At 69.2% G+C, this 24,531-nt stretch carries 14 protein-coding genes; 6 read left to right on the forward strand and 8 right to left on the reverse strand.

Going from position 1 to position 24,531, the window contains the following annotated elements:
• The first annotated feature begins 231 nt into the window (after positions 1 to 231).
• From JHY01_RS09670 to JHY01_RS09680, 3 genes are all read left to right on the forward strand, one after another.
• Positions 232 to 3,021, forward strand: coding sequence for a hypothetical protein (locus JHY01_RS09670; RefSeq protein ID WP_205325426.1), 2,790 nt, complete (start codon positions 232 to 234; stop codon positions 3,019 to 3,021).
• 358 nt (positions 3,022 to 3,379) lie between these two features.
• The gene (locus JHY01_RS09675) at positions 3,380 to 4,621 is read left to right on the forward strand and encodes a glycosyltransferase (protein WP_205325427.1); all 1,242 of its coding nucleotides are present in this window, start codon (positions 3,380 to 3,382) and stop codon (positions 4,619 to 4,621) included.
• Between the two features lie 23 nt (positions 4,622 to 4,644).
• On the forward strand, positions 4,645 to 5,886 hold the full coding sequence (locus tag JHY01_RS09680) for a wax ester/triacylglycerol synthase domain-containing protein (RefSeq protein WP_240192597.1): 1,242 nt from the start codon (positions 4,645 to 4,647) through the stop codon (positions 5,884 to 5,886).
• A 188-nt stretch (positions 5,887 to 6,074) separates the two neighbouring features.
• On the opposite strand, the gene JHY01_RS09685 is transcribed toward JHY01_RS09680, so the two are convergent.
• Together JHY01_RS09685 and JHY01_RS09690 are read right to left on the reverse strand one after the other, a co-directional pair.
• Positions 6,075 to 6,755, reverse strand: coding sequence for a hypothetical protein (locus JHY01_RS09685; RefSeq protein WP_205325429.1), 681 nt, complete (start codon positions 6,753 to 6,755; stop codon positions 6,075 to 6,077).
• A gap of 228 nt (positions 6,756 to 6,983) precedes the next feature.
• Entirely contained in the window at positions 6,984 to 7,649 is a 666-nt protein-coding gene (locus tag JHY01_RS09690) for a GAP family protein (RefSeq protein WP_205325430.1), read from the reverse strand.
• Positions 7,650 to 8,052: 403 nt separating this feature from the next.
• Between JHY01_RS09690 and JHY01_RS09695 the strand changes: the two genes are divergently transcribed.
• Positions 8,053 to 8,607, forward strand: a complete 555-nt coding sequence (locus JHY01_RS09695; RefSeq protein ID WP_205325431.1) for a glyoxalase/bleomycin resistance/extradiol dioxygenase family protein — start codon at positions 8,053 to 8,055, stop codon at positions 8,605 to 8,607.
• A 31-nt stretch (positions 8,608 to 8,638) separates the two neighbouring features.
• Here JHY01_RS09695 and JHY01_RS09700 read toward each other — a convergent pair whose 3' ends face one another.
• The 3 genes from JHY01_RS09700 to JHY01_RS27685 form a co-directional block, all read right to left on the reverse strand.
• Positions 8,639 to 9,598 carry a YafY family protein gene (locus JHY01_RS09700; RefSeq protein ID WP_205325432.1) on the reverse strand — a complete coding sequence of 320 codons (960 nt, stop codon included), beginning with the start codon at positions 9,596 to 9,598 and terminating at the stop codon, positions 8,639 to 8,641.
• A 243-nt stretch (positions 9,599 to 9,841) separates the two neighbouring features.
• Positions 9,842 to 10,528, reverse strand: a complete 687-nt coding sequence (locus JHY01_RS09705) for a TetR/AcrR family transcriptional regulator (RefSeq protein ID WP_205325433.1) — start codon at positions 10,526 to 10,528, stop codon at positions 9,842 to 9,844.
• Positions 10,529 to 10,742: 214 nt separating this feature from the next.
• The gene (locus tag JHY01_RS27685) at positions 10,743 to 14,879 is read right to left on the reverse strand and encodes a WGR domain-containing protein (protein ID WP_205325434.1); all 4,137 of its coding nucleotides are present in this window, start codon (positions 14,877 to 14,879) and stop codon (positions 10,743 to 10,745) included.
• Between the two features lie 343 nt (positions 14,880 to 15,222).
• Between JHY01_RS27685 and JHY01_RS09715 the strand changes: the two genes are divergently transcribed.
• Positions 15,223 to 15,960, forward strand: coding sequence for a hypothetical protein (locus tag JHY01_RS09715; RefSeq protein WP_205325435.1), 738 nt, complete (start codon positions 15,223 to 15,225; stop codon positions 15,958 to 15,960).
• Between the two features lie 690 nt (positions 15,961 to 16,650).
• Here the strand turns inward: JHY01_RS09715 and JHY01_RS09720 are convergent.
• From JHY01_RS09720 to JHY01_RS09730, 3 genes are all read right to left on the reverse strand, one after another.
• Positions 16,651 to 19,983: a DUF4132 domain-containing protein gene (locus JHY01_RS09720; RefSeq protein WP_205325436.1), complete on the reverse strand. Its 3,333-nt coding sequence runs from the start codon at positions 19,981 to 19,983 to the stop codon at positions 16,651 to 16,653.
• Positions 19,984 to 20,359: 376 nt separating this feature from the next.
• Entirely contained in the window at positions 20,360 to 22,348 is a 1,989-nt protein-coding gene (locus JHY01_RS09725; RefSeq protein WP_205325437.1) for a TRAP transporter permease, read from the reverse strand.
• Positions 22,349 to 22,479: 131 nt separating this feature from the next.
• A complete protein-coding gene (locus JHY01_RS09730) occupies positions 22,480 to 23,499 on the reverse strand; it encodes a TAXI family TRAP transporter solute-binding subunit (RefSeq protein ID WP_205325438.1) in 1,020 nt (339 codons plus the stop codon).
• Positions 23,500 to 23,849: 350 nt separating this feature from the next.
• Here JHY01_RS09730 and JHY01_RS27690 point away from each other — a divergent pair, with 350 nt between their 5' ends.
• On the forward strand, positions 23,850 to 24,530 hold the full coding sequence (locus JHY01_RS27690) for a response regulator transcription factor (RefSeq protein ID WP_205325439.1): 681 nt from the start codon (positions 23,850 to 23,852) through the stop codon (positions 24,528 to 24,530).
• Position 24,531 lies beyond the last annotated feature (1 nt).

Raw genomic sequence — 24,531 nt, forward strand, 5'->3', positions numbered from 1 at the left:
CCGCAGAACGTCGGGGCGCTGCGCCGTTGTCGGCACGGCGCTGCGCATAGCTGTAACGGTAACCGTAAGGGACGACCTGAGCTGCGTCCAGCGGCGGGCACGGAATTCTCCTCCACTGAGCTCTATCCGAATGCGGCGATCGCTGCCATACTCATTGGTATCGATACCATCGGACGGAGGGCAGTCTTGAGAAGACTTCCGATCGCTTGCGCTGCAGCGGTATTCGTCAGCATGCTGGTCATCCAGCCCACCCAGGCCGCCCCTCCGGGGGCGGCCTCTGATCCTGCATTCCCAACCGGGGCCGCAGCGGAGACGGAGGAGCTGCAGCAGCAGGGCGTCTCCGAACCGCAGCCCTGGGACCAGGCCGCCTTCGACGCGTTCACCGACGAGGGTGACGCCGAGTTCGCTCCCGCCGCAACCGAAGCGGGCTGGAGCTCGGCGCTCGCCGCCGAGAACAGCCCGGTGCGACAGGAGATCACCGCCGAGTCGCTCGGGGTCGAGCCGGTCGCGATCAAGGAGGCCGCCACCGCGGCCGCCGACGACTGCGCCTCCTCCTACAACTACAACTTCCACGACTACGAGTGCCAGGCGTTCGTCGGCGACTTCGTGTTCCTCTACGACATCAAGGACAACCCCGGCGACACCCGCGGCGTCCCCGCCGCCGCCGGCCCCAACGGCCGCCCGAACGCGGTGGTCGACATGGTCAACGCCATCGCCGAGGCCCAGTCGGCCTACCGCGAGATGGGCTACGACGTCGACCCCGGCGACGGACCGTGGGCCGTCATCGTGGGCCTCAACGACACCCAGGAGGGCTGGTTCAACGGCGGGGCGTTCGCGCTCCCGTTCGGCGCCAACGACCAGCCGATGATCATCCTGCCCTCCGACCCGGGCCTGGACGACAGCGACAACTACGACTACCTGCCTCGGCATGAGTTCTTCCACATCGTCCAGTACCAGTACTGGGACGACACCGGCGAGATCAGCTGGGCCTACGTCCGGGACTGGATGGGCGGCAGCGACTTCAAGACCATGAACTGGTGGATGGAGTCGACCGCCGAGTGGGCCGCGCTCATGTCCTACCGGCTCCAGCCGTACGACCCGGCCAACCCGACCGCCGCGATGATGTACGCCGACTCGATCTCCGAGTTCCTCGGCGACCCGGGGCGCGCGCTCAACGCCGCCGACGACCTCGGCAGCTCGCGCCAGTACAGCACGTTCCTATTGGCGTTCTACATGAACGAGACCACCGGCAGCATGAACGCGGTCCGCAAGACCTGGGAGCACATCCGCGACCACGACTCGACGCCGATCACCGCGATCAAGGCCGTCCTCACCGGGTACGGCCTCGACATCCCGTCCACACTGCTCGGCTTCTCCGTGGCGAACTACCGCCTCGCGGAAGAGCAGGGCGGCGCCCCGCCGAACCCCATGGCCGGCTACGGCTACGCCGATCTGGAGCGCACCGTGTGGCGCGACTTCCTCATGGGCGACTCCCGCACCGACGACCACCTGCTCGGCGACTACCGCCCCTACCGCACCACCCGCGCCGTCCCCATGGGCACCCAGGAGACCTACACGGCCATGATCGAACCGGGAGGCTCCGCCTACTTCGATTTCTCGGCCGTTCAGAACTCCGGCGACCCCACCGACGGCTACCAGTCGGAGCTCACCATCGCCACCGAGGACCGCGACGACCTCGAGTACGTGGCCATGGTCTGGTCACCGCAGGGCAGCCCCGGCACCCTCTCGGAATACCCCTACGCCGCGCGGGCGGTCTACCCCGCCGTCAACAACGTCATCACCATCACCGACTACGCCTACCCGATGGTCGTCACCCTCATCGCCACCCGCACCGACCTCCAGACGAACTCGGTCGAGGCCGACGGCGACGGCCGCGAGTACCGCTTCCGCGTCAGAGCCCTGGTCCCGCTCGACAACCCGTCGTGCAACCTCTCGAACCTGACCGTCAGCAACCTCCAGGACGACGGCGTGGCACCCGAGCAGCAGTTCCTCGACTACGCCGAGGACACCCCGAACGGCTGGACCGGCGGCGACTCCACCTACTCGGTGCGCCTGCCCGACGGCGACCTGCTGTGGCTGTTCTCCGACACGTTCCTCGGGCCGCTCAACGACGACGGCACCAGACCGGTCACCGCGCCGCTCATCAACAGCACCTTCGTCAGACAGGAAGGCGGCACGTTCTCGACCATCCAGGGCGGTACCACCGCCAACCCCGAGGCGATCATGCCCCCACCGGAGGCCAACCACTGGTACTGGCTCGGCGACGGCATGATCTCCCGCCAGGGGGGCACCGACTACCTCCAGGTGATCTTCCAGGAGTACCTGCGGTTCGGGGACGGCGACTGGGACTGGCGGTTCGACCAGAACGTCGTCGCCACGTTCTCGCTGTCGGACCTGAGCGAGCCGATCCGCGTCGAGGCCCTGCCCTCGCAGGCGGGCGCGTGGGGCTCGGCGCTCCTCCCGGCCAGCCAGTCCGGGGACGGCTACACCTACATCTACGGGCTCGCCGACGCCCCCACCGACAAGAAGCAGCGGATCGCCCGCGTCCACGGCAGCGACATCGGCGCCACCGAGAAATGGCAGTTCTGGACCGCGAACGGCTGGACCGCCTATGAATCCGACACCGGCATCGGCCTCAACGGCATCGCCAACGAGTACTCGGTAACCAAGTGGAACGGCCAGTACCTCCTGGTCAGCCAGGACTCCACTGTCGGGTTCAGCAACAAGGTGTACGCCTACACCTCGTGCTCGCCGGCCGGGCCCTTCACCAACCAGAGCCTGCTCTACCAGATGCCGGAGACCGGCATGTTCGGCGTCCCGTACTACGACGAGCGGATCTTCGCCTACAACCCGCACATCCACGCGACGCTGAGCTCAGGCAACCGGTTCGTCATGTCGTACAACGTCAACACCTTCGACAGCCGAATGACCGCCGAGGGGTCCCACTACACCGACCCGAGCATCTACAAGCCCCGGTTCATCAGCTTCACCCTGAATTAGGAGGTCGCAGGGCGAACCAGCCGGATCGCTCAGTTCGGGCCGAACCGGCCCGATCGGGGCGGTCCGGCGGTGGGGTCCGCACCGTGAGCGGGGCCGTGACGTAACTGATGGTCGGCGGCGCGATCTACTTCGTGCTGCGGCTGTACGGCCTCTTACGCCCCAGACCTCCAGACCGGCGACAAGCTCCCGGATCCGCAGGCCGGGGCGGACCGTCGCGCCGAACGACCAGAAGCCCGCAACGATCCGCTTGACGGACTGAGCCGTTGGATTGTCGAGGGAGCTTCGCGTGCGAACTGCGCCGTATCGGGGAACGGGCGCGTTCGTTGTTCATAGAGGGCGGCAGGAAGGAACGGGGAGCATGCGCATCCAGATCATCACGGCGGGTACGACCGGATCCATCGCGCCCTACACCGGTCTGGGGCACCGGCTGCTGGCGGAGGGACACGAGGTGGAGCTCGTGGTGCACGCGAAGTTCGCGGCATCGGCCGGCTGCTGCGGGCTCCAGGTGCACTCGATGGCGGCGGACCCGTTCGAGGCGCTCATGGGTGTCCACAACAGTCTTCGTGGCGGATGGTCTCCCGGCGCGCTGCTCAGGTTCGTCCGTGTCGCAGGGGAGGCGGCCGTGGCTTTGGCCGATGCGATCCTTTCGGCGGCAGACCCGAAGGCCGACTTGATCCTGCTGTCCTCGATCGCAGCGCCGATCGGCAGAGTCGTGGCCCGGCACCACGGGGTCGAGAGCATGGGAGTGTTCCTGCAGCCGGATACCCCTACAGCCGCGTTCTCGCCCTGTCTCATGGCGTTGCGAGCGCCGAGCCGCCTCAACCGCCAGCGCGGCAGGGCCATCAATGCCGGCCTCGACATGCTGTCCGCCGGCGTCTACCGGCACCTCGGGCGAAGGCTCGGTCGCTCCGGACTCGGCGGCATGCGCATGCGCCTGGAACGCGAGCGCGAGCGGTGGCCGATCTGGCACGGCTTCAGCCCCTCGGTAGTGGCCCGACCGAAAGACTGGCGTCCCGGCCTCGAGGTGGCCGGCTACTGGTGGCCGCACGAGTGCCCGGCCTGGGAGCCGCCGGCTCGTCTGCGTGACTTTCTCTCCTCCGGTCCGTCGCCGGTGTTCGTGGGGTTCGGGAGCATGAAGCTCGGAGATCCGGAGCGGCTGGCGGGTCTCACCAAGCGTGCGCTGCGCCTGGCGGGTCTGCGCGGCGTGGTCCAATCCGGCTGGGCCGGACTCACTGTGGAAGGTGATGACGTCATCACGGTCGGGTCCGTCCCCCATCACTGGCTGATGCCGCAGACGGTCGCAGTGGTGCATCATGCGGGCGCGGGGACGACGGCGGCGGGCCTGCGGGCCGGGGTGCCGGCGATTCCGGTGCCGGTCTTCACCGACCAGCCGTGGTGGGCCGCCCATCTGATCCGGATGGGAACGGCCCCTGCGGCGCTGCCGTACCGCGACCTGACCGCCGAGCGTTTGGCGGTGGCGCTGCGCCGGGCCACTGGCGAGTCGGTCTTCGCCCGACGGTCGGCCGCGCTGGCCCGACGTCTGGCCCGAGAGGATGGTGCGGGCATCGTGGCCCGAGCGATCAGCGAGGCGGGCAATTGAGCTCGGTCGCCGTCCCGATACCGATGCCGCAGGTGGACGCTTGGCTGCACCGGAGGCAGAGCGAGGGCGGGACCTGTACGACCTGCGGGCTGCTCGCCTGGTTCGAAGGCCCCTGCCCGACGCTTCGGGAACTGCGCGGGCGCGTCAGGACCCGCTGGAGCGGATTCGAGCGACTCAGGCTGATGGCTGCAACGGCGCCGGGCGGCGATTCGTGGCCCCATTGGGCGCCGCGAGCGGACGACGACATGGACCAGCACGTCTCAGCGGCGCCTTCCGCTCCCATGAGCTCGACCGGAGAACTGGACGCAGTCGTCGCCAGTCTGATCGCACTGCCTTTGCCTTCGGCAGTGCCGCCTTGGCGACTGCTGCTCCTGCCTCGCACTGGCGGCTTCGCGCTGCTCCTGCTCGCCGACCATGCGCTGCTGGACGGTGTCTCGTTGATGACGCTGATGCGGTCCCTGCTTGACGGGGACGACTCGTCAGCACGGCCGTCGAACGGTGCCGGCGCACTCGAGACGGCGGCACGTCTGCCCTTGGCGGACAAGGCCCGCGCTCTTGTCGACCTGCTGCCAATGGCCCGTCCGCTGCCGTTTCACGGCCGGGTGGACTCCGACCGGGCAGTGTCATGGAGCGAGCTGGACGGCATTGAGATGGAGGCGGCGCGCGGTGCGCTGCCCTCCGGTCGGGCTTCGACCAATGCGGTCCTCCTCAGCGCTACTGCCGGGGCGTTGCGGGAGCTCGGAGCGGTGGGCCGGGCTCCGCTGCTGCCGACGGCGTGCGCGCTGGTGCCGGTGGACGTCCGCGGCCGGGGCCGGGAGGGCGTGCTGGGCAACCACTATGCGACGGTCAGGCTGCCGTTCCCTCTCCGCGGCGGGCCGCTGCAGCGGCTGTCGGCGGCGGTTTCCCGCACCGCACGGGACGAACTCAAGAGGAGGGCGCAGGCCCAGGCGTCGCTGGTCGACTCCCGGCCTCGGCGCCGCGACCTGCTGAATGAGGCGTTCGGTCGCTATGCGGACTCCCCGTACTACTCCTCGCTGCTCTGCAGCAGCGTGCGGAGCCACGTGGAAAGGCTCGCATTGGGACCGGCACGAATGACCGGGCTCTCCGGCATACCACCACTGAGCCCGAATAGCCCGCTGGCCGTGACCATGACGCTGTACGGCCCGCGCTGCGTGGTCACCGTCGTCAGCGACCGTGCCCACCGCGCCTGGGGATCTCGACTGGCCGCGCTGATCACCGACGACATCCGCTCGCTGCGGTCGTGAACCGTCCGGGACGGCAGATCCTGGGCGAGCGGTCACGGTGACGACGCCGTCGCCGTGACCCGGCTCGAAGTACCGGGCCTACCAGGACAACATGTTCGAGAGTCCGTCGGCGAACGCGATGTCGCCGGATGCGGGCCGGCCGCCAGGTGCAGCCCCGCCTCTCACTCGAGTGGCGGGGCTGCCGCTTGTCAGACCGGGCTGTCGACGCCCAAGGCGATGCTGGAGCCGTCGGGGAACTCCAGGAGATGGAAAACGCCCTCGACGGATCCCTTGGGCTTGCGCCGGTCCCGGCCGCGGTCCCAGTACCGATCGGCGGACAGCTCGAACGCCGGGATGGTCGTCACCGGGCCGAGCTGCCGGTTCTCTTGGTCAGGCGACCATTTGCCGGGCAGGTCGAAGTCCATCTTCAGCAGTCCGAGCCGGTCCTCGGTCGATTCGGGGGCCGTCTCCCGCCGGTCGTCGTCGCGCACCTCGACGAAGGCGAAGCGCCGGTCGGTGAGGATCCAGACGCCGGTCTTCCTGCGCGCGGCGTCGGCGAGCGACGCTGCCCGGCAGTCGGATCGCGGACCGGAGACGGTCACCGGCACGACACGTCTGCGCACCAGCTCGGGAGTGAAGTACGGGCGCAGGTAGATCTCGATCAGCTTGGCGGTCACCTTGGTCGTGGTGACCAGCGTCGTCTTCAACGCGGACAGGACGAAGCGCTTCGGGCTCCCGTCGCGCTCCCGTCCCCGCACGTCGTAGGCGGCGTTCGCGGGCGAGACCCCGACCGCGAACAGGAGCTCCTCGCCGGGGCGAATGTACTGCGAGTGCATCACCGGCCGTGCGTCGAGATCGGGATCGAAGCCGCGGTACTGCGTCTGCTCCATGATGGTTCGTCCTTCGGTTCCAGCTGCGGGGCGTTCGGGGTGACATCCCGAACGTTAGCGGTCAGCCGCGTGTCGCGGGGGACCGTCGCCTCGCGCTGGCAGTGGCCTGAATAGGGCTATGACGTGCAATGCTGCCCGCTGACGGCGTTATCTCGATCCCTACACCCCCGCCTGGGCGCCGTCTTCGGTGCGCCCGTCCCTTAGGGGACCGAACGTCTCCCGTTCGGTTCAGCCGACCCACAGGAACAGGGTGGCGAGGCTCGCGGCGGCCCCCGCGAAGCAGGCCGCGGCAGCCTTCGGACTCGGCTCGGCGGTCCCGGAGGTGCGGCCGTTGAGCATCGACTGGAGCTGCTCGCGCAACTCCTCGTTGAACGCCAGACCGGCCGCGAGGATCAGCGCCGAAGGCAGCGCATAGACCAGGGTGTAGCCGACCAGGACGACCACTGCGACCAGGGTATCCACATCGGCCTCGATGAGGCGTTCGACGGCCAGGACCATCGGGAACGCGTTGGGGAGGTCGCCGACCGTGGCGAGCGCCCCGAACGGCAGTGCGCTCCAGGCGTTCACCCACGGCGGCAACGTGTAGCCTTTGCGCTCGCGAGGCCTGAGCCTGCGCACACCCATCACGACCAGCGCCACCGCAAGGCCGAAGAACAACAGACGGCGCAGCCACAACGTGAACCCGTCCAGCACCGAGTCCGCGAACGTCAATCCGAAGTAGAACATCAGAGCGAAGGTCAGGAACGACGCGGCCGCCCCGAGCATGAAAGCCCAACCAGTCGGCGCGGGGCGCTTGGCGCCCAGCAGGATCACGATGACGATCCAGATCGTGGCGGTGTTGACCGAGTCGAGCAGTGCCAGACCCGTCAAGCCCCACAGCAGCGCGCCGCTCAACGGGCACCGGCCCGTTCCCCGGCACACTCCATCAGGTCGCCACCGTCACGGCCCATCCGCGATCCCTCCCTCTCTGCGACACCCTCGCCGCAAGTCATGTCGAGGGCGGGACCGCCCCGCCCGACCGCACACTACCCGCCCGACCCGGCCTGACGACACGGCGATCGAACCCCATTCGAACAAGTACCGAAGCCCTTGCCCGACGAATCCCTCCTCACGCTCCCTCCGGCCTGGCGCGCCGGCATCGTCAAGAGTCGTCCCGGGAAGCCTGCGGGCGGTGCACTTGAGCGTTGGCACGAGAGGCTCGAACGAGGCCGCGAATCCATCCTCCCGAACGCGGACAGGATCCGACCTGGTTCACGGCGACCATGGCCAGGTCAACCAGTACGCGAAAGGACCAGCGATGACCGCAATGCCTCCCGTCCCGGCAGGGTCGAACACCGTGAACCCGTTCATCATCGCCGACGGCGCCGCCGATCTCGTCGGCTTCCTCATCGAGGTGTTCGAGGCCGAGGAGGTCGCCGAAGCCCGCACCTTCGACACCGACGGGCTCCTCCTGCACACCGAACTGCGCGTCGGCGATTCACTGCTCACGGTCGCGGACCGCAAGCCCGACTGGCCGTTCACGCCCGCGCTCATCCGGGTCTACGTGGACGATGTCGACGCGGTGCTCGCCCGCGCCGAGCAGCGCGGCGGCCGCGTGCTCACCCGCCCCACCGACTTCTTCGGCGACACCCTCGCCCGATTCCAGGACCCCGCCGCGAACCTGTGGTGGGTCTACCGGCACCACCCGGAAGCGGTCCAGGACTGGTCGAGCGACGAGGCGGGGGAGTGGCCGGCCGACGACGCCGCGCCCGCGGAGGACTGGAGCAGCTTCACCACACCCGAACTCGAGTACATCAACGCCACGCTGCACGAGTCGCTGAGCGCGCTCACCGATCCGAGGACTGCGAGCTGACGCGCCGGCGCTGGACCGGCGGCCCGCACCGCTACCGGTCCAGCGCCGCGAGCATGCGCCGCAACGACTCCCGAAGTTCCTCCCGGTCGGCGTCGGCGAGCTCGACCCGGTAGGAGGTACCCTCCGGCAGCCACGAGAGGCCGTAGGCGACGTCGCGGGCGCTCGATCCGCCCACCGGCCAACGGGTCCGCTCCGGACCGTCCGGCGTCGCGCCCCGCGCCCACTCGCCCAAGGCGGCATTGAACCGCTCGATCGGCATGTCGACCACCGCCACCGCCTCGTGCGCGCGCGGCCCCCAGGTCCGCACCACGGCGATGAGCTCGTCCACCCGCTCCGGCGCCAGCGTTCGTGGTGCGAACCCGACCCGCAGCGGTTCGACGGCGGCCAGGCGGTCGACCCGGAACGTCCGCCAGTCAGCGCGATCGAGGTCCCAGCACACCAGGTACCAGTCCCCGCCGACCGGGATGAGCGCCTGCGGCTCGACGCGCCGCTCCTGCCGTGCGCCACCACTGGGCAGGTAGCCGAGCCGCACGCGCTCCCGGTCGCGGCACGCCAGCGCCAGATCGGTGAGCACCGCCGAGGAGATCCCGCCGCCACCGTGCACGCCATGGAGTCCCGGCGCCAGGGCGCTCACGCGGCGACGCAGTCTCGTCGGGAGAACCTGCTCGAGCTTGGCGAGCACCGACAGCGCGAACTCGGCCCCGCGCTGCAGGCGCCCGACCGCGACCAGGCGCAGGCCGATCGCGATCGCGACCGCCTCTTCGTCGGAGAGCAGCAGCGGCGGCAGCGAAGCGCCCGCTTCGAGGCGATAACCGCCGTGCACCCCAACCGTGGAGTCGATCCGGTACCCGAGCCCGCGCAGCCGCTCCACGTCCCGGCGCACGGTCCGTACCGTGACGCCGAGGCGCTCGGCGAGCTCGGGGGCGGGCCAGTGGCGATGGGACTGCAGCAGATTGAGCAGCGCGAGCGCGCGGCCGGTCGTGTCGGACATGGGGTGATTCTGCCGCGCAACGGTGACAGGACCGGTCCTGCTCCCGTCGAAGGAGGTCACCGCGACGGCAAGCAGGCTCGCTTCGCCTCCAGGGAATGGAGGTCCTCATCATCCTTTTCGGCGCAGGAACTGCGGGGCGTCAGCATGCGCCTCGCACCTCGAGTAGCAGCGGCAAGCGGGATGCGGATCATGGTTTCAGGCGGATGGTCCATCGTTTCGTGGAAACGCCGAAGCCGTTCCCGGTCAGCTCAGGACCTTGCGGGCGAACTTCGCGTACGTCTCGGCCAGCTCGTCCACGTCGATCCCCAGCTCCGGGCGCCACCACTCGGCCACTCGGATGCCCATGGAACCCAACGCGGTCATCCCCAGCACGGGCTCGAAATCACCGAACAGGCCCTGCTTCCGTCCACGCTCGATGATCGCCACCGCGGCGGATTCGGCCTGGACCCGCGCCGCGTACGCCGCCTCGCGATCCTCCGGAGCCAGCGCCTCCAATTCCCGGTTCGACACTCGCATGAGCAGCGGATAGTCGGCATGGAGCCGCACCAGCGCGGCGACCATCGCGGTGATCTGCTCGACCGGGTCGTCCTCGGCTTCCGCCACGGCACGGGTGAGGCGCTGGGCCTGTTCCTCGTGCCCGATCCGGATCAACTGCGCCAGGATCTCCTGCTTCGACTTGACGTGGGAGTAGACCGTGCTCGGGTGGATGCCCACCGCACCGGCGAGGTCGCGGATCGAGACGGCGTGGTACCCGCGGGCACCGAATTGGAGCAGCGCCTCCTCGTGGATCTTGCGCAGCGTTCCAGTGCTCGTCGCACGCGGCGGCAGCAGCGTGCCCGCCGCTCCGGTGGTCGTGGGGCCGCGTTCGGCATTCCGCTGCAGCACGCGCTTGCGCTCCTGATCGGTCCTCTTGCGTGCATCGCCTGCCACTGCGCCGCCGCCTCCTCACCGATCAGATGTAGACCTTCCAGGATTCTAGGCGCACGCGGCTTCGGGAGGCGGCCGGTGAACGATCGGGACGCCCCGGCCCGTGCGGCGGCCGGGGCCTCCGGGTCATGCCAAGGGCTGGCCGGTGATCAGCGTCGACCGGGTCGCCGCCGCGGGGTTCCACACCGCGATCGTCTCAGTAGCGCCTGCGCCGGGATCACGCCGAGATCTCCCGGTAGCCCTGCTTCTCCTTGGCGGCGATGAGCTTCGCCGCCTTCTTCCCGGCTTTCGCCGGGTCGGCGTAGCGCTTGGTGTCGACCTTCCCGTCGGAACCGAGCGTGCCGTAGCGGGTCGCGACGAAGTCCAGTCCGGGATCGGTGACGACCTCCCAGAACTTGCGGCCGTTCTTGGTATCGGCCTCGAACCGCCGCACCGACATCCCTGCTCCGAGTGCCTGCCCGCCGAACAGCATCCGCGTCTCGGGTGCGGCCGCGACGACGGCCTCCGCGAACGCCGTAAGGGCGCCGACCGCGAACATCCACGACAAGGACCTCTCCCACCAGGCGTCGGAGAGGTTCCCGCCGAGCTGTACGAACACTCGGTCGTCCTCTGCGGACCGAGGCACCGCCGAGAACGCCAGATCCGGTTCGCCGTCGGGCCGAACTGAGAGCACGTCCAGCGACGCGGCGACCGGCAGGAGCGATTCGGCCACGTGCGGCGGGAGCTTCGCGACCATTGCCGCGCCCGCGGCCCGCACTTCGGAGCGGCGGGCGATGGACTCGGCAGGGGAGAGGATCCGCGTGCCCCGCCCGTTCAGCGACCAGCTCGCATGCCCGACCTGCGACCAGAACTCCCGCAACTGCTCAGGGATCGGGTGCTCACGGCCCGCCTCGAACGCGGCGATCTCGGCTTCCGATGCGCCCGAGCCGATCTCGACGGCCAGGGACGACAGTCCTCCCTCGGCGAAGCCGTGCGACCCGAGGTAATCGGCGATCTCACTCAACGACCGCACATGCCATGCCGGGCTCTGCCCGTCGTGGCGGATCCTGGCTTTGATCCATTCCTCCACGGTCAGGTCTTCGCGAACCTTGTAACCGTCCCAAGTGGTCGTCTCGATCACCGAGAGCGCGTAGCCCTCGTCGCGCTGGGCCGTCAGTTCCCATTGCCCCAGTTCGCGAGCCTTCGCTGCATCGACGACGAACGTCGCCGGGTCGAACGCCATCGCTTCGGCGACGTCGCCACCGGGCTTGTGGAAGCGGCGCTTGACCGCGCCCGTGCCCGGCACGTACCAAGGCTCGCGCTCGGTGAACTTCGCCGCCTCGGCGGTGGCTTTGAGCCGCGCGTAGGCGGCGGCGGCCGACTCGGAACCGTCGAAGACGAGGCCGCGGCCGTCGAGCCTGCCGCAGTTGACGCCCCAGTGGTAGGCGATCCGCTCGCCGTAACGGGCGAGGTCGGCGACTTCCTGCGCGCCCTTGGCCCACAGGACCGCGTGCTCGGTCCGCTTCTCGACGCCCGCCAGGAACGCCGAGGTCTGCTCCGAGCCGAGCGGCTCGATCCGGAACGGCGGCTCGGTGAGGGCGTACCCGTCGAAGGCGTGCATCTCGCCTTCGGTGTCGAGGAACCAGATCTCGCCGGTGCCCTTGTCGGCGAGCAGCCTGCGCGCGACGGCGCACCCGGCGAGGGTCTCAAGCTCCTCGTCGGTGATCTTGACGAGCGGTTCCCCTGCGGCCCTGGCGGCTTCTCCAGCTTGAACGAGCTGCCTGCGGACCGCGTCCGCCTCCCCGGAGAGCACCTGCTCCAGCGCGCGCTTGGTCTCGTCCTTATCGAGCGGATTCGTCCAGTCGCGGTGCCGCACCAGGGCATCGGGCTCGATCGCCTCGTCACCCATGGACTCAGCGAGCGAACATGCGGTGCGGACGAGTTCGAACTCCTTGGCGGCCAAGGCGGCCTCGATGCCGACGATGAGCGCGTACTTGAACTGCCGCCGCACCTCCGGCTCCTCCGGTAGCGGCCAAGTGGCGATCTCGGCGAGCAGCTTCACCTTCGGGTGGCGCTTCTCGACGTGGTCGTCGAGTGCGTAGGCGTAGTAGGCGGCCGCCAAGTGGTCGCGGGTCTCGCGCAGTCGCCGCATGACCTCCACGTGGACCTCGGGGGAGTAGATGTCGCCGATGGCGTTGCCCATCCGCCAGATGCTGCGCCGCTCGGTCCACAGCCGTTCGATGAGCGCCGCCCGCGACTCGGGCGTCTTCAGCTTCGCGACCGCCGAATACAGGTTGTCGACGACGCTCTCAAGCTGGCTCTCCTCGGTCTGACCGTGGCTCAGCTCGCGTCCGCCGGGCGTGGCGTGTGCGTAGCGGTCCCCGTATTCGGTGAGCGCGGCGAGCAGGAAATCCTGCGCGCCGAGGTGATGGAACCGGTAGAGCTGATGGCCGGCCGTGTTCCGCGCCTGGATGCCGGGGTGCTCGAGAATGGTCCCGATCATCGCCCGCGCGGCGCGCTCGGCCTGCTCGTCGGTGAGACGCGGCAGCAGATACGTGCTCTCCTCGAACGGGTTGAAGAGCTTCTCCCAAAGTTGCTCGATCGTGGATTCGGGCGCGGGCTCCGCCGCCAGCCTCATGAACGCGTCGAACACCACGGGTTCGTGGGCGAACGGGAACAGGATGCGGAACACGGCCTGCTTGACGTCGTCGGCTTGAATCCCCGCGAGGAAGTCCCCGGCGTCGGGCTCGGGCAGTCGCTCCAGGATCCGCGCCAGGACCGGTACCAGCGGACTGTCCACGGCATCCACCGAATCGCCGAGAACCTTGACGACACTCGCAAGAGCGTCGAGCGGCAGCTGCTCCAGACCCCGCCCGGCGAGCTCGACCCGGTCCGGATGGCTCCCGGCCAGCGTGGTGGTGACGGCCCACTCGACCGCGGCGGCGTCGAGCTTGTCGAAGTCGGCACGGCACAGCAGCCGCTGCGCCAGCACCTCGGCGACCTCCGGATCGGCGACGGCTCCGAGGATCTCGCGGCCCGCTTCAGGAGATTCCTTGAGCGCCTTGAGGACCTCCGTTGAAGCCTCCGCCAGCGGCCTGCGACCCAGCAACTCGACAGCGGTCAGCACCGCGTCGTCCGCCCCGAGCTCATGGGCGCGGGCGAGCATGTCGAGGCCGATGCGCACGTACGGGTCCTTGCCGAGCGCGAGCGCACCGGCCTCGGCGAGCAGGCCCGCATCCTCAACGAGTTTGAACGTGTGGTCGAATCCCCAGAACCGGGCGGGCCAGTCGTCCTCGCTCGCGAGTGCCATCCGCATTGCAGTGGAGGCATGGTCGCTGGACTCCCTCCCTGCGCGCCGGTCGATCTCGGCCCGGACGAGCTCCGTACCGGCGGTGACCGGCGCACCGACGAGTGACGTGATGACCTCGCCTTCGTCCAGGAGCTCATTGTCGAGCGCGTGCAGGACCCAGCTGGCGCGCCCGATCGAGAGATGCTTCGGGTCCATCACCATGGCCCGCAGCGCAGCCCATGCGCGCTCGCCGTACTCGGGGGCGCAGCGGTACTGCTGCACGAGCGCCCGCCGCTCCCGGAAGTCGGGCACGACCGGCACGTCCCCGTCCAATGCCAGTTCCCCGAAGACGGCCCGGAACGACTGCACCAGTTCCGGCTGCTCCCGCTCGTCGAGCACCGCGAGCAACCGCGCGCGGTACTCGTCTTGAGCGAGGATCCCGGTGTGCAGCAACCAGTAGACGGCAAGATGCGGGTCCACGGCCGTCAGCGGCAGCTCCGCCTCGAAGGCCCGACGCTCGGCCTCGGGGTTCGGCCAGAGGCGCATGTAGTGCCCGGCTCCGCTGGAGGCGAAATCCTCTGCCTGCTGCGTTGGCCTTCCCTCATGGATGAGCGGCTGGGCGAGGAACCACACCAGCCACTGGTAGCGGTCCGCCAGTTCCGTCGAGGTCGGTGCCGTCCCGTCGCGCTCGACCTCCTTCGGCGTGCCCCACGCCTCTCGAATGTCCCATTGGTCGCGGCCGTCGTTCTCGTCGGCGTCGGCCTCCTCGACCTCGCGCTTGAACGCCTTCCAATCCGCGAACGAATCGAACTGGAGCTCCAGGTCGCGGGTCTCGTGGCTCTGCCACCACACCTGCCCGCCGCCGCGCACGTCCACCAGCGTGTAGTCGTCGCCCTCATCGTCGACGACCACGAAGCCGCTCAAGGACTTGTCGACGGCGCCGAAGTACGCGTAGTTGATGTTGAGATGCGCCTCGACCAGGTCCTCGCTCCCGCCCGTCCAATAGGCGAGCAGGCTCGGATCGTGGTCGGCGATCGCAGTGGGCACGGGCATGCCGAAATGCCGGGAGGCGGTCGGATCGGTCACGGGGTTCCTTCGGGTCCGGTACGCGAGGATACATACAAACGATCGTTTGGCGCGACGGTATCGTACGGCTGCGACATTCGACTGTTCGAAGACCGACCCGTCGATGCCGCCCACACCTACGGCCGAGCGGAGGCGGTGGCCACGGTGGAGTGCTCCACCTGCTGTTGGGGGACGAATCCATGGACGCCGAACTCGCCCAGGCCATCACGAGATCACTGTTCGAGAACCGCGAGCTCCTGCACAGGGCGGCCGGCGAAGTCGTCCGGCAGGCCGACCAGGTCAAGCAGTCCGACCACCCGGGCGGCCCTCCGGGTGAGACCTGCCCTCGCCCTATAGTCGGCGAATGCCCTCACCCGACCCCTTGGCGGAGGCGATCGACCGGCTGTATGCCGTGTTCGCGCCCGTGCCGAGGCCGACCGCGATCAATTGGTGCCCGTGCTGCCTCACCGAAGCGGAGGCGTCGCGGTTGCTCGGCCCCGTTCCGCTGCACGCGTTGACAGTCGATACGCTCCGGCCCTATGCCGACCACGTCCTGCTCACCGTCGGCGATGTCGCCGACTTCCGCCATTACCTTCCCCGGATCTTCGAGATCGCATGCACGAGCGGCTTCAACTGGCCTGACCTCGAACCGCTGGTCGGCCGACTGCGCATCGCGGAGTGGGCGAACTGGGCCGCCGACGAGCAATCGGCCGTCCGCGGCCTCTTGCGAGCCTTCTGGCGGAAGACCCTCGCCGCCTACCCCGGCTTCCCCGACGCCGAGACAGTGCTGTGCGCCATCGCCAACGCAGAGGACGACCTCACCCCCTATCTGGACGAGTGGGCGGCGGCGCTGCGGCAGCCGGCCGCGGCAGCCGCATTGCTGGACCTGCTGGGTTACTCGACTCGCCTGCGCGCCGGCGCGTTGCGCTTGGCGAACGCCTTCTGGGACGACCATGACGAACAGGTCGTCCGGTGGTTCACCGGTCCCGCGTTGAGGAAAGCCGTCGGCGACGCGTTCACCGCCGCCGACGCTGAAGCGACCATGCAGACGCTGGCGGACCTCGACGAACTGCTCGGCGTACATGCACAGCACCGAGTATGAGCGTTGACGGCCAGGCCAGAGCCGTCATCCGGCCCCGGTGACGCGCCAGGGAAGTCCTCGATCGGCCGCAGGTTCCGCGTCGAGCAGGCTTGTGACCTGCGTGATCGTCTCACTGGGGGTCTCGTGGCCGCGGCGTCGTCGCTGGGCAGCAAGGCGATGCCCTTGAGGACGGTGCGGCGCTATTCGGCGGAGGGCGGGGCGGACTGTTCGAGCGTCGCAGCCAGGATCGGCAGACTGGCGGTACCGATCCCGTCCATGAGGGCGGCGACAGCGGTCCGGTCCACCGTGTGGCGGTCGATCTTGGACAGACCGGCGGCGGCCGGATGCTCGGGCGCTCGACCGCATGCCAGACGTTCAGGTCCTCACGAACCCAACCGCGGTTGTCGCGGTACTCGGTTCGGGCAGTGGTGGGTGCGTGCGGTGACGGCCCCGGCGCCGCGCGGATCCGGTTCGTCCGCGAGATAGGCGTGGGCGGCGTCGGTGTAGCCGGCGTACTCGGATGTGGCCAGCGCCGGCGGAGCCGCTGATCGTAGCGCCGCAGAAGGTTCTTGACGTCGGCGGCGGCCCTTGCGTAGAGCCGCAGATCGGGGTGGAGCCGTCTGCCGCGCTTCGGAAGCAGCAGCGCGGTCCAGGTGTCGGGCAGGACGAGCTCGTCCTCGTCGGGGAGGGGGGCCACGGTCTGGTTCTCCTTCACGAGGTCTGGGTGATCCGGGCGAGGCCGATGAGGATCTCGGAGGCGGACACCGGGTCGATCTCGGTCGGATGCGAGCGCCCTTGCCGCTCGTACGCCGAGTAGTCCTCGATGTGGGACAGGCAGACTCCGACGACGTGCTGCTCCGGCAGCTCAGCAGGGTTGCCGGCGTAGATGCCCGGGTCGAGCGAGAGGACGACGAACCCGCCTCCTGGCAGCGGGAAGCACAGGCCCGGTTCGCAACCGCCGTCCTCCGGGGCGGCGCGCTGCCAGCCCCAGTGGGTCATGCCGAGGAGCCGCACCGATTCGACTGTGGCGCCGACGAAGCGGGTGAGCCGCCCGGTAGCCAGCTCCTCCTCGGTGAAGGCCATGACGGGCCTGCCGAGCTGGTCGAACGGCTGGAGGATCTCGTAGTCGGCCAGGATCTGGCCCCACACGCTGAGGTCGGTGCCGAGCCGCGCCGGGTGGATGAGGCTGACGGTCGCGTCCTCGGGCAGGGTGAAGTCCTCTTCCTCGACGTCGGTGAGGCTCTTGTCCTCGGCGATACGGAAGGCCGCCTGCGTGCCGTCGGTCTCGGCGAGCCAGATGAGGCGGCGGGCGAGGTGCGAGGTGAGCGGGTGGTCGACGAAGAAGGCGCGGAACTCGGCCGCGGTCCAGGAGCGTCCGGCGATCATCGCGCGTTCGAGGCGCCCGATCTGGTCCTTGGCGACGGTGCGCAGGTCTTTCTTCAACTGTGAGAAGCGTTTGCGGGCGGCCTCGGCCAGTTCCGCGTCGTCCGACGCCCCGGGCTTCGGCAGGTCTTTGCGCGGCTTGCCGTCCATGTCGGTGACGAACGGTTTCAGCTGCTCGTCGAGGCCGACCTTGAACTGGCGGGGGCCGTAGTCCAGGACCAAGGCGGAGCCGCCTTCCTCGGAGGGGCCGCCGAGGCCGAAGTCCGGCACGAGCCGGTCGCCGAGTTGATCGGTGGTCAATCCCAGGTCCGCGGCGATCATCTGGATCAGCTCGGTCGCCTTCTCCTTGAGCGCCTTGAACTTCACCTTCTCGGAGATCCCGTGGATCGCGCGCAGCGCCGCTTCGGTGCCGATCGCTCCGAGGACCTCCAGGCCCGCCACGGCCCGCTTGTGCTGGGACTGACCCGGCCAGGCGCGGACCATCGGCGTGAGTTCACGAACCGCGTCGTCACCGCCGAAGTGCGTGAGCTGCGTCAGCGCCCACCCGTCCTTGGACGGCGCGTCGGCGGCGATCCACAGCTCGAACAGTGCCCAGGAGAACGCGGCGAGCGAGTCGCGGTCGCACGTCTCGGCGACGACATCGATTCCGGCGTAGGGCGAATCGGGGGAGGCGAGCGAGAGAACCGTGGTCAGGTGCCGGACGGATTCGGCCGGGAGCGCCGTCTCGCGATCCTTGAGCAGGACCTGCGGCAGCATCGCGGGGTCGGCCCAGACAGGGGCCTTGGGGATCTTGATCTCGCCGGGGTCGAGCGGGTCGGCGTCGATCAGCGCGCCGATCGCGGCGACGGCCTCGTCGCCGTACTCCTTGGCGGCATCGACGACCACCGAGGCACCGTGGACGGCGATGAGGTGCCGCAGTGCGTTCGCGGCGTTGCGGCGCAACGTCTTGTCGCTGCCCAGCGCGTCGGGAACGAGCAGATGCGCGGCCGCGGCGCTGTGCCGGACGAACCACTGTCTGGCCAAGGGCCGCAGGGACTTGAGCCGGGTCAGTCTGTCGGCGGCGAGCCGCGCCGCCTCCAGGTTCTGGATCGGCATGATCGCCGGGGTGTAGCTCGTGCCGCGTTTGAGATGCGGCGTCAAGCGCTCGAGCACCCGGAGTCCGAACCGGCCGAGCATCCGCTCGATCTCGATCACGTGCGGGTCCTCGGCCGAGCCGTCCCATTTGTCGAGCAGTTCCTCGGCGACGTCGAACGGCGCCCACGCGAAGAAGTAGGTCGCGTCCCGGAACCGCGAATGCTTACGGGCGCGGGCGATATCGTTGTCCCAGAAGCCATCCTGGATCCAGCTGATGTCCTCTTCCTGAAGCCCGGCCCAGCGCAGCCGCTCCTCCTCGGTCCAGACGAGACGGTCCGCCAACGAGGGCGCGAGCCCTTCGATGACCACCTCTTTCCGCTTGGCGCGCTTCCTTGCCCAGGGCGGGGACACCAGCAGCGGAGGCAGCGCCTCACCAGGTGCGGACGGAACGAGCAGGGAGTCGTCCACGAGCTCGGCGATCGCTTCCCGGTGCCAGGACTCGAGGTCCTGCGCTGCGGCTTCGAGCAGCCCCGGGGCGGTCCTGGCGAACCCGGCGAGTTTGACTCGCAGCCCCGGTGCGGCGTCGCGGGAGCGCTGGGCGACGGCCCGAGCCACCCGCTCGGGAGTCAGTGCGGCCATCGCGAACAGCGCGTTGAGCGTGCCGGGCACCCGCAGGTGGTCGATCAGGAACAGCGGTGCGGCGTCGCCCGGCAGCAGGCCGATCGCCTGCAGCACCAGGGAGCGCTGGGCGGCCGTGAGCGCTTCGGCCTGCGTCAGGGTCGCGCCGAGCACCGGCAGGGCGTCGACCCCCATGGCGTCGACCAGCATCGCCACGGTCTGCTCGCTGAGGGCGTCCTTGCGGATGAACGGCCGCTTGGCGGCGGCGACGTGCTCAGGGGTGGTGGCCATGGACCGCAGGGCCCACTCGAAGCCGACCCCCGCCGACTGGTCGGCGCAGGCCTCCGCGACCCAGTCGAGCTCGGTGGGCATGAGCAGCGCCGCGGCGATGCGCCGCACCGGACTCGTGCGGTGCGCCCCGACCGCTGCGACGGCCGCCGCGTACTCGCTGCCGCTAGCGCGCGCGAGGAGCGCGCGCACGCGGATGATCGTGTCGCGCATGTAGAACCAGTACCAGGCCGCATGGTGCGGTTCGATCTCGCCGAGATGCTTGTCCGCGATGATCTTCCGGTAATCGGGGAACCAGCTCTGGAGCGGCATCGCCCCGACCGTCGCCGCTGCGGCGAACGGCAGGCCGTGCTCGCGGAGCCACGCGTCCAGGTGCAGGTTGCGCCGGTCCGGGGCGATCTGGCCCGAGTACTGACCCGACTCGGCGACGTTCAAGACCACGGCCGCGCCCTCGGGACTCGGGCTGCCGTCGAGGTGTTCGAGGGCCGCGTCGGCCCACCGCTTGTTCTCGGGCCGGCGCAGCGCCGTCTCGATCCGGCTGCGGTGGTGGGCGATCCGCTCGGCGACCTGGGTCGGCGCGGTGGCGTCGGTGTCGATGTCGGGACCGAGGCGCTTGCCGCGCCACGGCAGGAGGTGCGCAGTCCAGCTGTCAGGAAGGCGAACGGGGTCGTTGTGTTCCATGCGAGTGAGCATAGAAAAGGGGACCGACAAGCGTTCGTTTGGTGAAACCGTGTGGCTTCCGTGAACCTGTCGTTGCCGGTCAGGGGAGGCGTACGTCCGGCGGCAGCTTGTCGACCACGATGAGCCCGCCCGGACCGCGGCCCCTCGGTGCCGGCCCCTCCGGGAGATGCCGAACGCTCCCGGCAGGCCCATCGTCGCGCGAACCGAGTACATAGGACTCTGACCGAGCTGTGCCGTCCCGCAGACTGCGGGCCTCCAAGGGCTTGAAGGTGTGCCGCCCTACTGCGGCGTAGGAGACCGCGCCGCGGAGGGGCCGACCGCCGCTGTCGGTGTCGCACCGAGCTCATGGAGCGGTGCGACACCGTTCGCACCACTCTCAACGGTGCGCCGGCTCGGCGGTCCGATGCCGCCACAGCTGCACGCCCGCCACCGCCAGGACCAGCGCCAACCCGATCGCGTCGAACACGAACCGGGGTGCCACGATCAGCGCCATGGCCGCGACCATGGCCACGCGCTCGACGAGCGTGGTCCTGGTGAGCCAGTAGCCTTCCAGCGCCACGGCGAACGCGAACAGTCCACCCATGCCGGTGACCACCGCCAGCGCCACCTCCGCGGGGCTGCCGTTGAGCAGGAGCGGCGAATACGCCATGAGCAGCGGTATCAGATAGAGGCCCTTGGCGAACTTCCACGCCGAGAAGCTGGTCCTCATCGGACTGGCTCCGGCGATGCCCGCAGCGGTGAATCCCGCCAGCGCCACCGGAGGCGTGACGTTCGAGTCCTGGCTCAGCCAGTAGATGATCATGTGGGCGACGATGATCGGCAGCCCCAGGTCGAGCAGTGCCGGGCCGGCGAGCACCGCCAGCACCACGTAGGAGGCGGTCACCGGGAGGCCGAGGCCGAGCACCAAGGAGGCGAGGGCGATCATCAGCAGCATCAGCAGCAGGTTCTCACCCGCGAAGTCGACCATCATGCCGGAGAATCGCAGGCCCAGGCCGGTGAGCCCGACCATTCCCACCACGATTCCGGCCGCGGCCGTCGCCACCGACACGGTGAGCGTGTTCCGGGCCGCCAGTACGAAGACCTCGGCGAGATCGCGCAGGCTCAGTCGGCTGGACCGTCGCAGCATGGCCACCACGAACAGGGCGACGACCGCCCAGAGTCCGGCCTTGATCGGCGCGACGTATTGGAACAGCAGGTACACCAGCAGTGCGAACGGCGCCAGGAAGTGGAAGCCTTGGGCGAGAATCGTTCTGGCCCGAGGGAGCGACCCGGCCGGAATGCCGCCGATGCCCTGCTTGCGGGCCAGGATGTCCACGAAGAGGAAGACGACGGCGAAGTACATCAGCGCCGGGATGATGGCGACCAGCGCGATCTCGGCGTAGGGGACGCCGATCATCTCGGCCATCACGAAGGCGCCCGCGCCCATGATGGGCGGCAGGAGCTGTCCACCGGTGGACGCGGCCGCCTCCACTCCGCCGGCGTCGTGCGCCTTGTAGCCGACCCTCTTCATCATCGGGATCGTGAACGCGCCCGTGGTGACGGTGTTGGCGATGGCGCTGCCGGAGATCGAACCCATGAAGGCGCTGCCCACGACGGCGCCCTTCGCGGGACCTCCGCGGTACTTCCCGGTCAGGCAGTTCGCCAGGTCGATGAAGAAGTTGCCGCCTCCGGTCTTCTCCAGCAGCGCACCGAAGAAGATGAACATGAAGACGAACGTGGCCGCCACCCCGAGTGCGAGACCGTAGATGCCCTCCTGGAACAGGAAGCTGTGGTAGGAGATCCGCTGGAAGGTGTATCCGCGGTGCGCGAGGAAGTCGGGGAGCAGCGGCCCGATCCAGGCATACGCCAGGAACACGGCCACCAGAACGCTCATGAACAGGCCGATGGTCCGGCGGCACGCCTCCAGGAGCAGCAGGACCATCACCGTGCCCATGGCGACGTCGAGGTCGCTGGGGTCGCCGATGCGCAGCAGGATCGAGTCGTATTCGACCACGGGGTAGAGGCTGACTGCCACGGCGACCGCGACGAGGACGAGGTCTGCGATGGCCATCGGCAGGCGGCGTGCCCATCGCCGCTTGGCGGCGGGTTTGAGCATGAACACCAGCACCAGCACGAACATCAGGTGGACCACGCGCTGGTGGTAGGAGTTCAGCGACAGGAACAGCGCGGTGTAGAGCTGGAACGCGCCGAGCAGGACGGCCACCGCGAGGACGACGACGCCCGCCGGTCGGGCGAGGGCGGTCTCGCCCCAGCGGTCGGCGGCCAGGCGCTGCCACAGCGGCCGCGGGTCGGGCGGTTCGGGGACGTTCGCTTCGACTTGCTTCGGTTTTTCGGCGTCCGGCAGGGACCGGGCGGATTTGGACATCGGGTTCTCCGAGTTTCGCGGGGGCTTTGAACGGTGCGGAGCGGCGGCGGACCGCGCCAGCGGGAGTGCCGCCGCCGCTCGCGCTTGGAGGGGGAGTGGTCGTGGCGGCGGCCCGATGCCGGGCCGGTCCGCTACGGCTGCAGGTGGTCCGGCACCGCCAGTCCCTGCTCCTCGATGTATCGGACCGCGCCCGGGTGGAGCGGGACGGGGCTGTTGGCGAAGCTGTCGGGCACGAAATAGGGCGCACCGGGCTCGTAGACCTGGTCGATCATCGCGACCTGGCCGTACATGGCCTCAACGAGCTCGTAGGCGAGATCGTCGGGGAAGTCGGCGTCGACGACGAGCACGTTCCACAGGGCGATCGTGTCCACGTCGTCGGGCACGCTGGCGTAGGTGCCGCCGGCGATGGTGTGCGGTGTGTAGAAGGGGTACTGCTCGGTCACGGCGTCGACTTCGTCGGGGCACATCGGGATGAGGTGGATCGGGGCGGTGGCTTCGAGCTCCCGGAGGCTGCCGTGGCCTTCGCCGACGACCCATGAGCCCGCGTCGATCTGGTCGGCCCGCAGCGCCTCGGCGGTCTCGGCATAGGCGTAGCGCTGGACGTCGACATCGTCGAAGGACATGCCGAGGGCGTCGAACACCAGGTCGGTGGCGACCTCGTTGCCGCTGCCGGGCGCTCCCACCGAGAAGCGCGTGCCCTCGATGTCCGCGAAGCAGTCGAGGCCGAGCGACTCGTCGATCGACTGCAGCGACACCCCGTGGTACACGTTCGGATAGAGCACCATGAGCACCCTCAGGTCGATGGGGGCGTCGAACGCGCCTTCGCCGTTGACCGCCTGGTACACCACGTCGCCTTGCGCGATGGCCACTTCGCTGTCGCCCGATTCGAGCAACCGGAGGTTCTCCAGCGATCCCCCGGTGGCCTCGGCCGTGGCCGTGACGCCGTCGACGTGGTCGCTGATGATCTCGGCCATCGCGCCGCCGACGGGGTAGTACACGCCGCTGGTCGTACCGGTCGCAATGGACAGGCTGCTGATCTCGTGCTCGGCGGCGGCGTCGCTCTCGGCCGGCTGCGAACAGCCGGCCAGGGCCACGGCCAGGACTGTGGAAGTGCCCGCTGCGAGCATCGCGGCGGTTCGGGCTCGTTTCAACATTCGCTCCTTCTGGTTCGGCGACGGCCGGTGGGCGACGCCGCTCGAGAGGTTGGACATGGGAGGTGGTTGAACCGAAACGTAGGTGACACACGACACTCATCACAATGAAATGTCGACAAGCTTGAGGAAGGCCTTACACACAGTCATCCGTTCAGTTGATATGCCCTCGCCCGGAAGGGTTGTCCTGACTGATCTTTCGTTTGATGTCGCACAGGTATCACGGCTGCTCACGCGTCGGTAGGGTCGCCGGAAAGGGTGTTACCAGCGCTCGAATCCGCCTGCATACCATGACAAATCGGAAGTTTCAGCCAATGTGACCTGTGTCGCTTTCCGATACTCTCGGTGGAGTGAAGGTCCTCCTTGTCGAAGACGACACCCGGATGGCGGATGCGCTGTGCGCCGCGCTCAAGCGGCGTGGCTATGAAGTCCTGAAGGCCACCACCGCCGCTGCCGCCTTGGCGGTGCCACCGGTCGATGTGGTCCTGCTGGACCTCGGCCTGCCCGACCGGGACGGCATCGACGTCTGCCGAGCGATGCGCTCCCGATCGGACACCGCGATCATCGCGGTCACCGCCCGCGGCGAGGTGACCGATCGCGTCCAGGGCCTGCGCAACGGATTCGACGACTACGTCGTCAAACCCTTCTCCATGGTCGAACTCGAAGCGCGCATCGAGGCAGTCCTGCGCAGGGCGAAGCCGCGGCTCTCCGGGGCGATGAACGTCGGCCCGCTGCGCATCGATCCGGACACCGGAGAAGCCTGGCGCGACGGCTCCCCCCTCGCCCTGGCCCGAAAGGAATTCGCCCTGCTCCTCGCCCTCGCCCGCTGCCCGGGGGCGGTGGTGGGACGCGAACGGCTCCTCATCGACGTGTGGCAGAGCACTTGGAGCGGCGGGCGCACCCTCGACGTCCACATGTCCTCGCTGCGCAGCAAACTGGGCGCACCGCCGCTCATCGAGACCGTGCGCGGCATCGGATTCCGGCTCGCCGTGCCCAGCCCCGCGGCCGACACCTCCGCCGGGAGGCCGTGAG

The organism is Glycomyces sp. YM15, from assembly GCF_016918015.1.
Taxonomy (GTDB): Bacteria; Actinomycetota; Actinomycetes; order Mycobacteriales; family Micromonosporaceae; genus Glycomyces.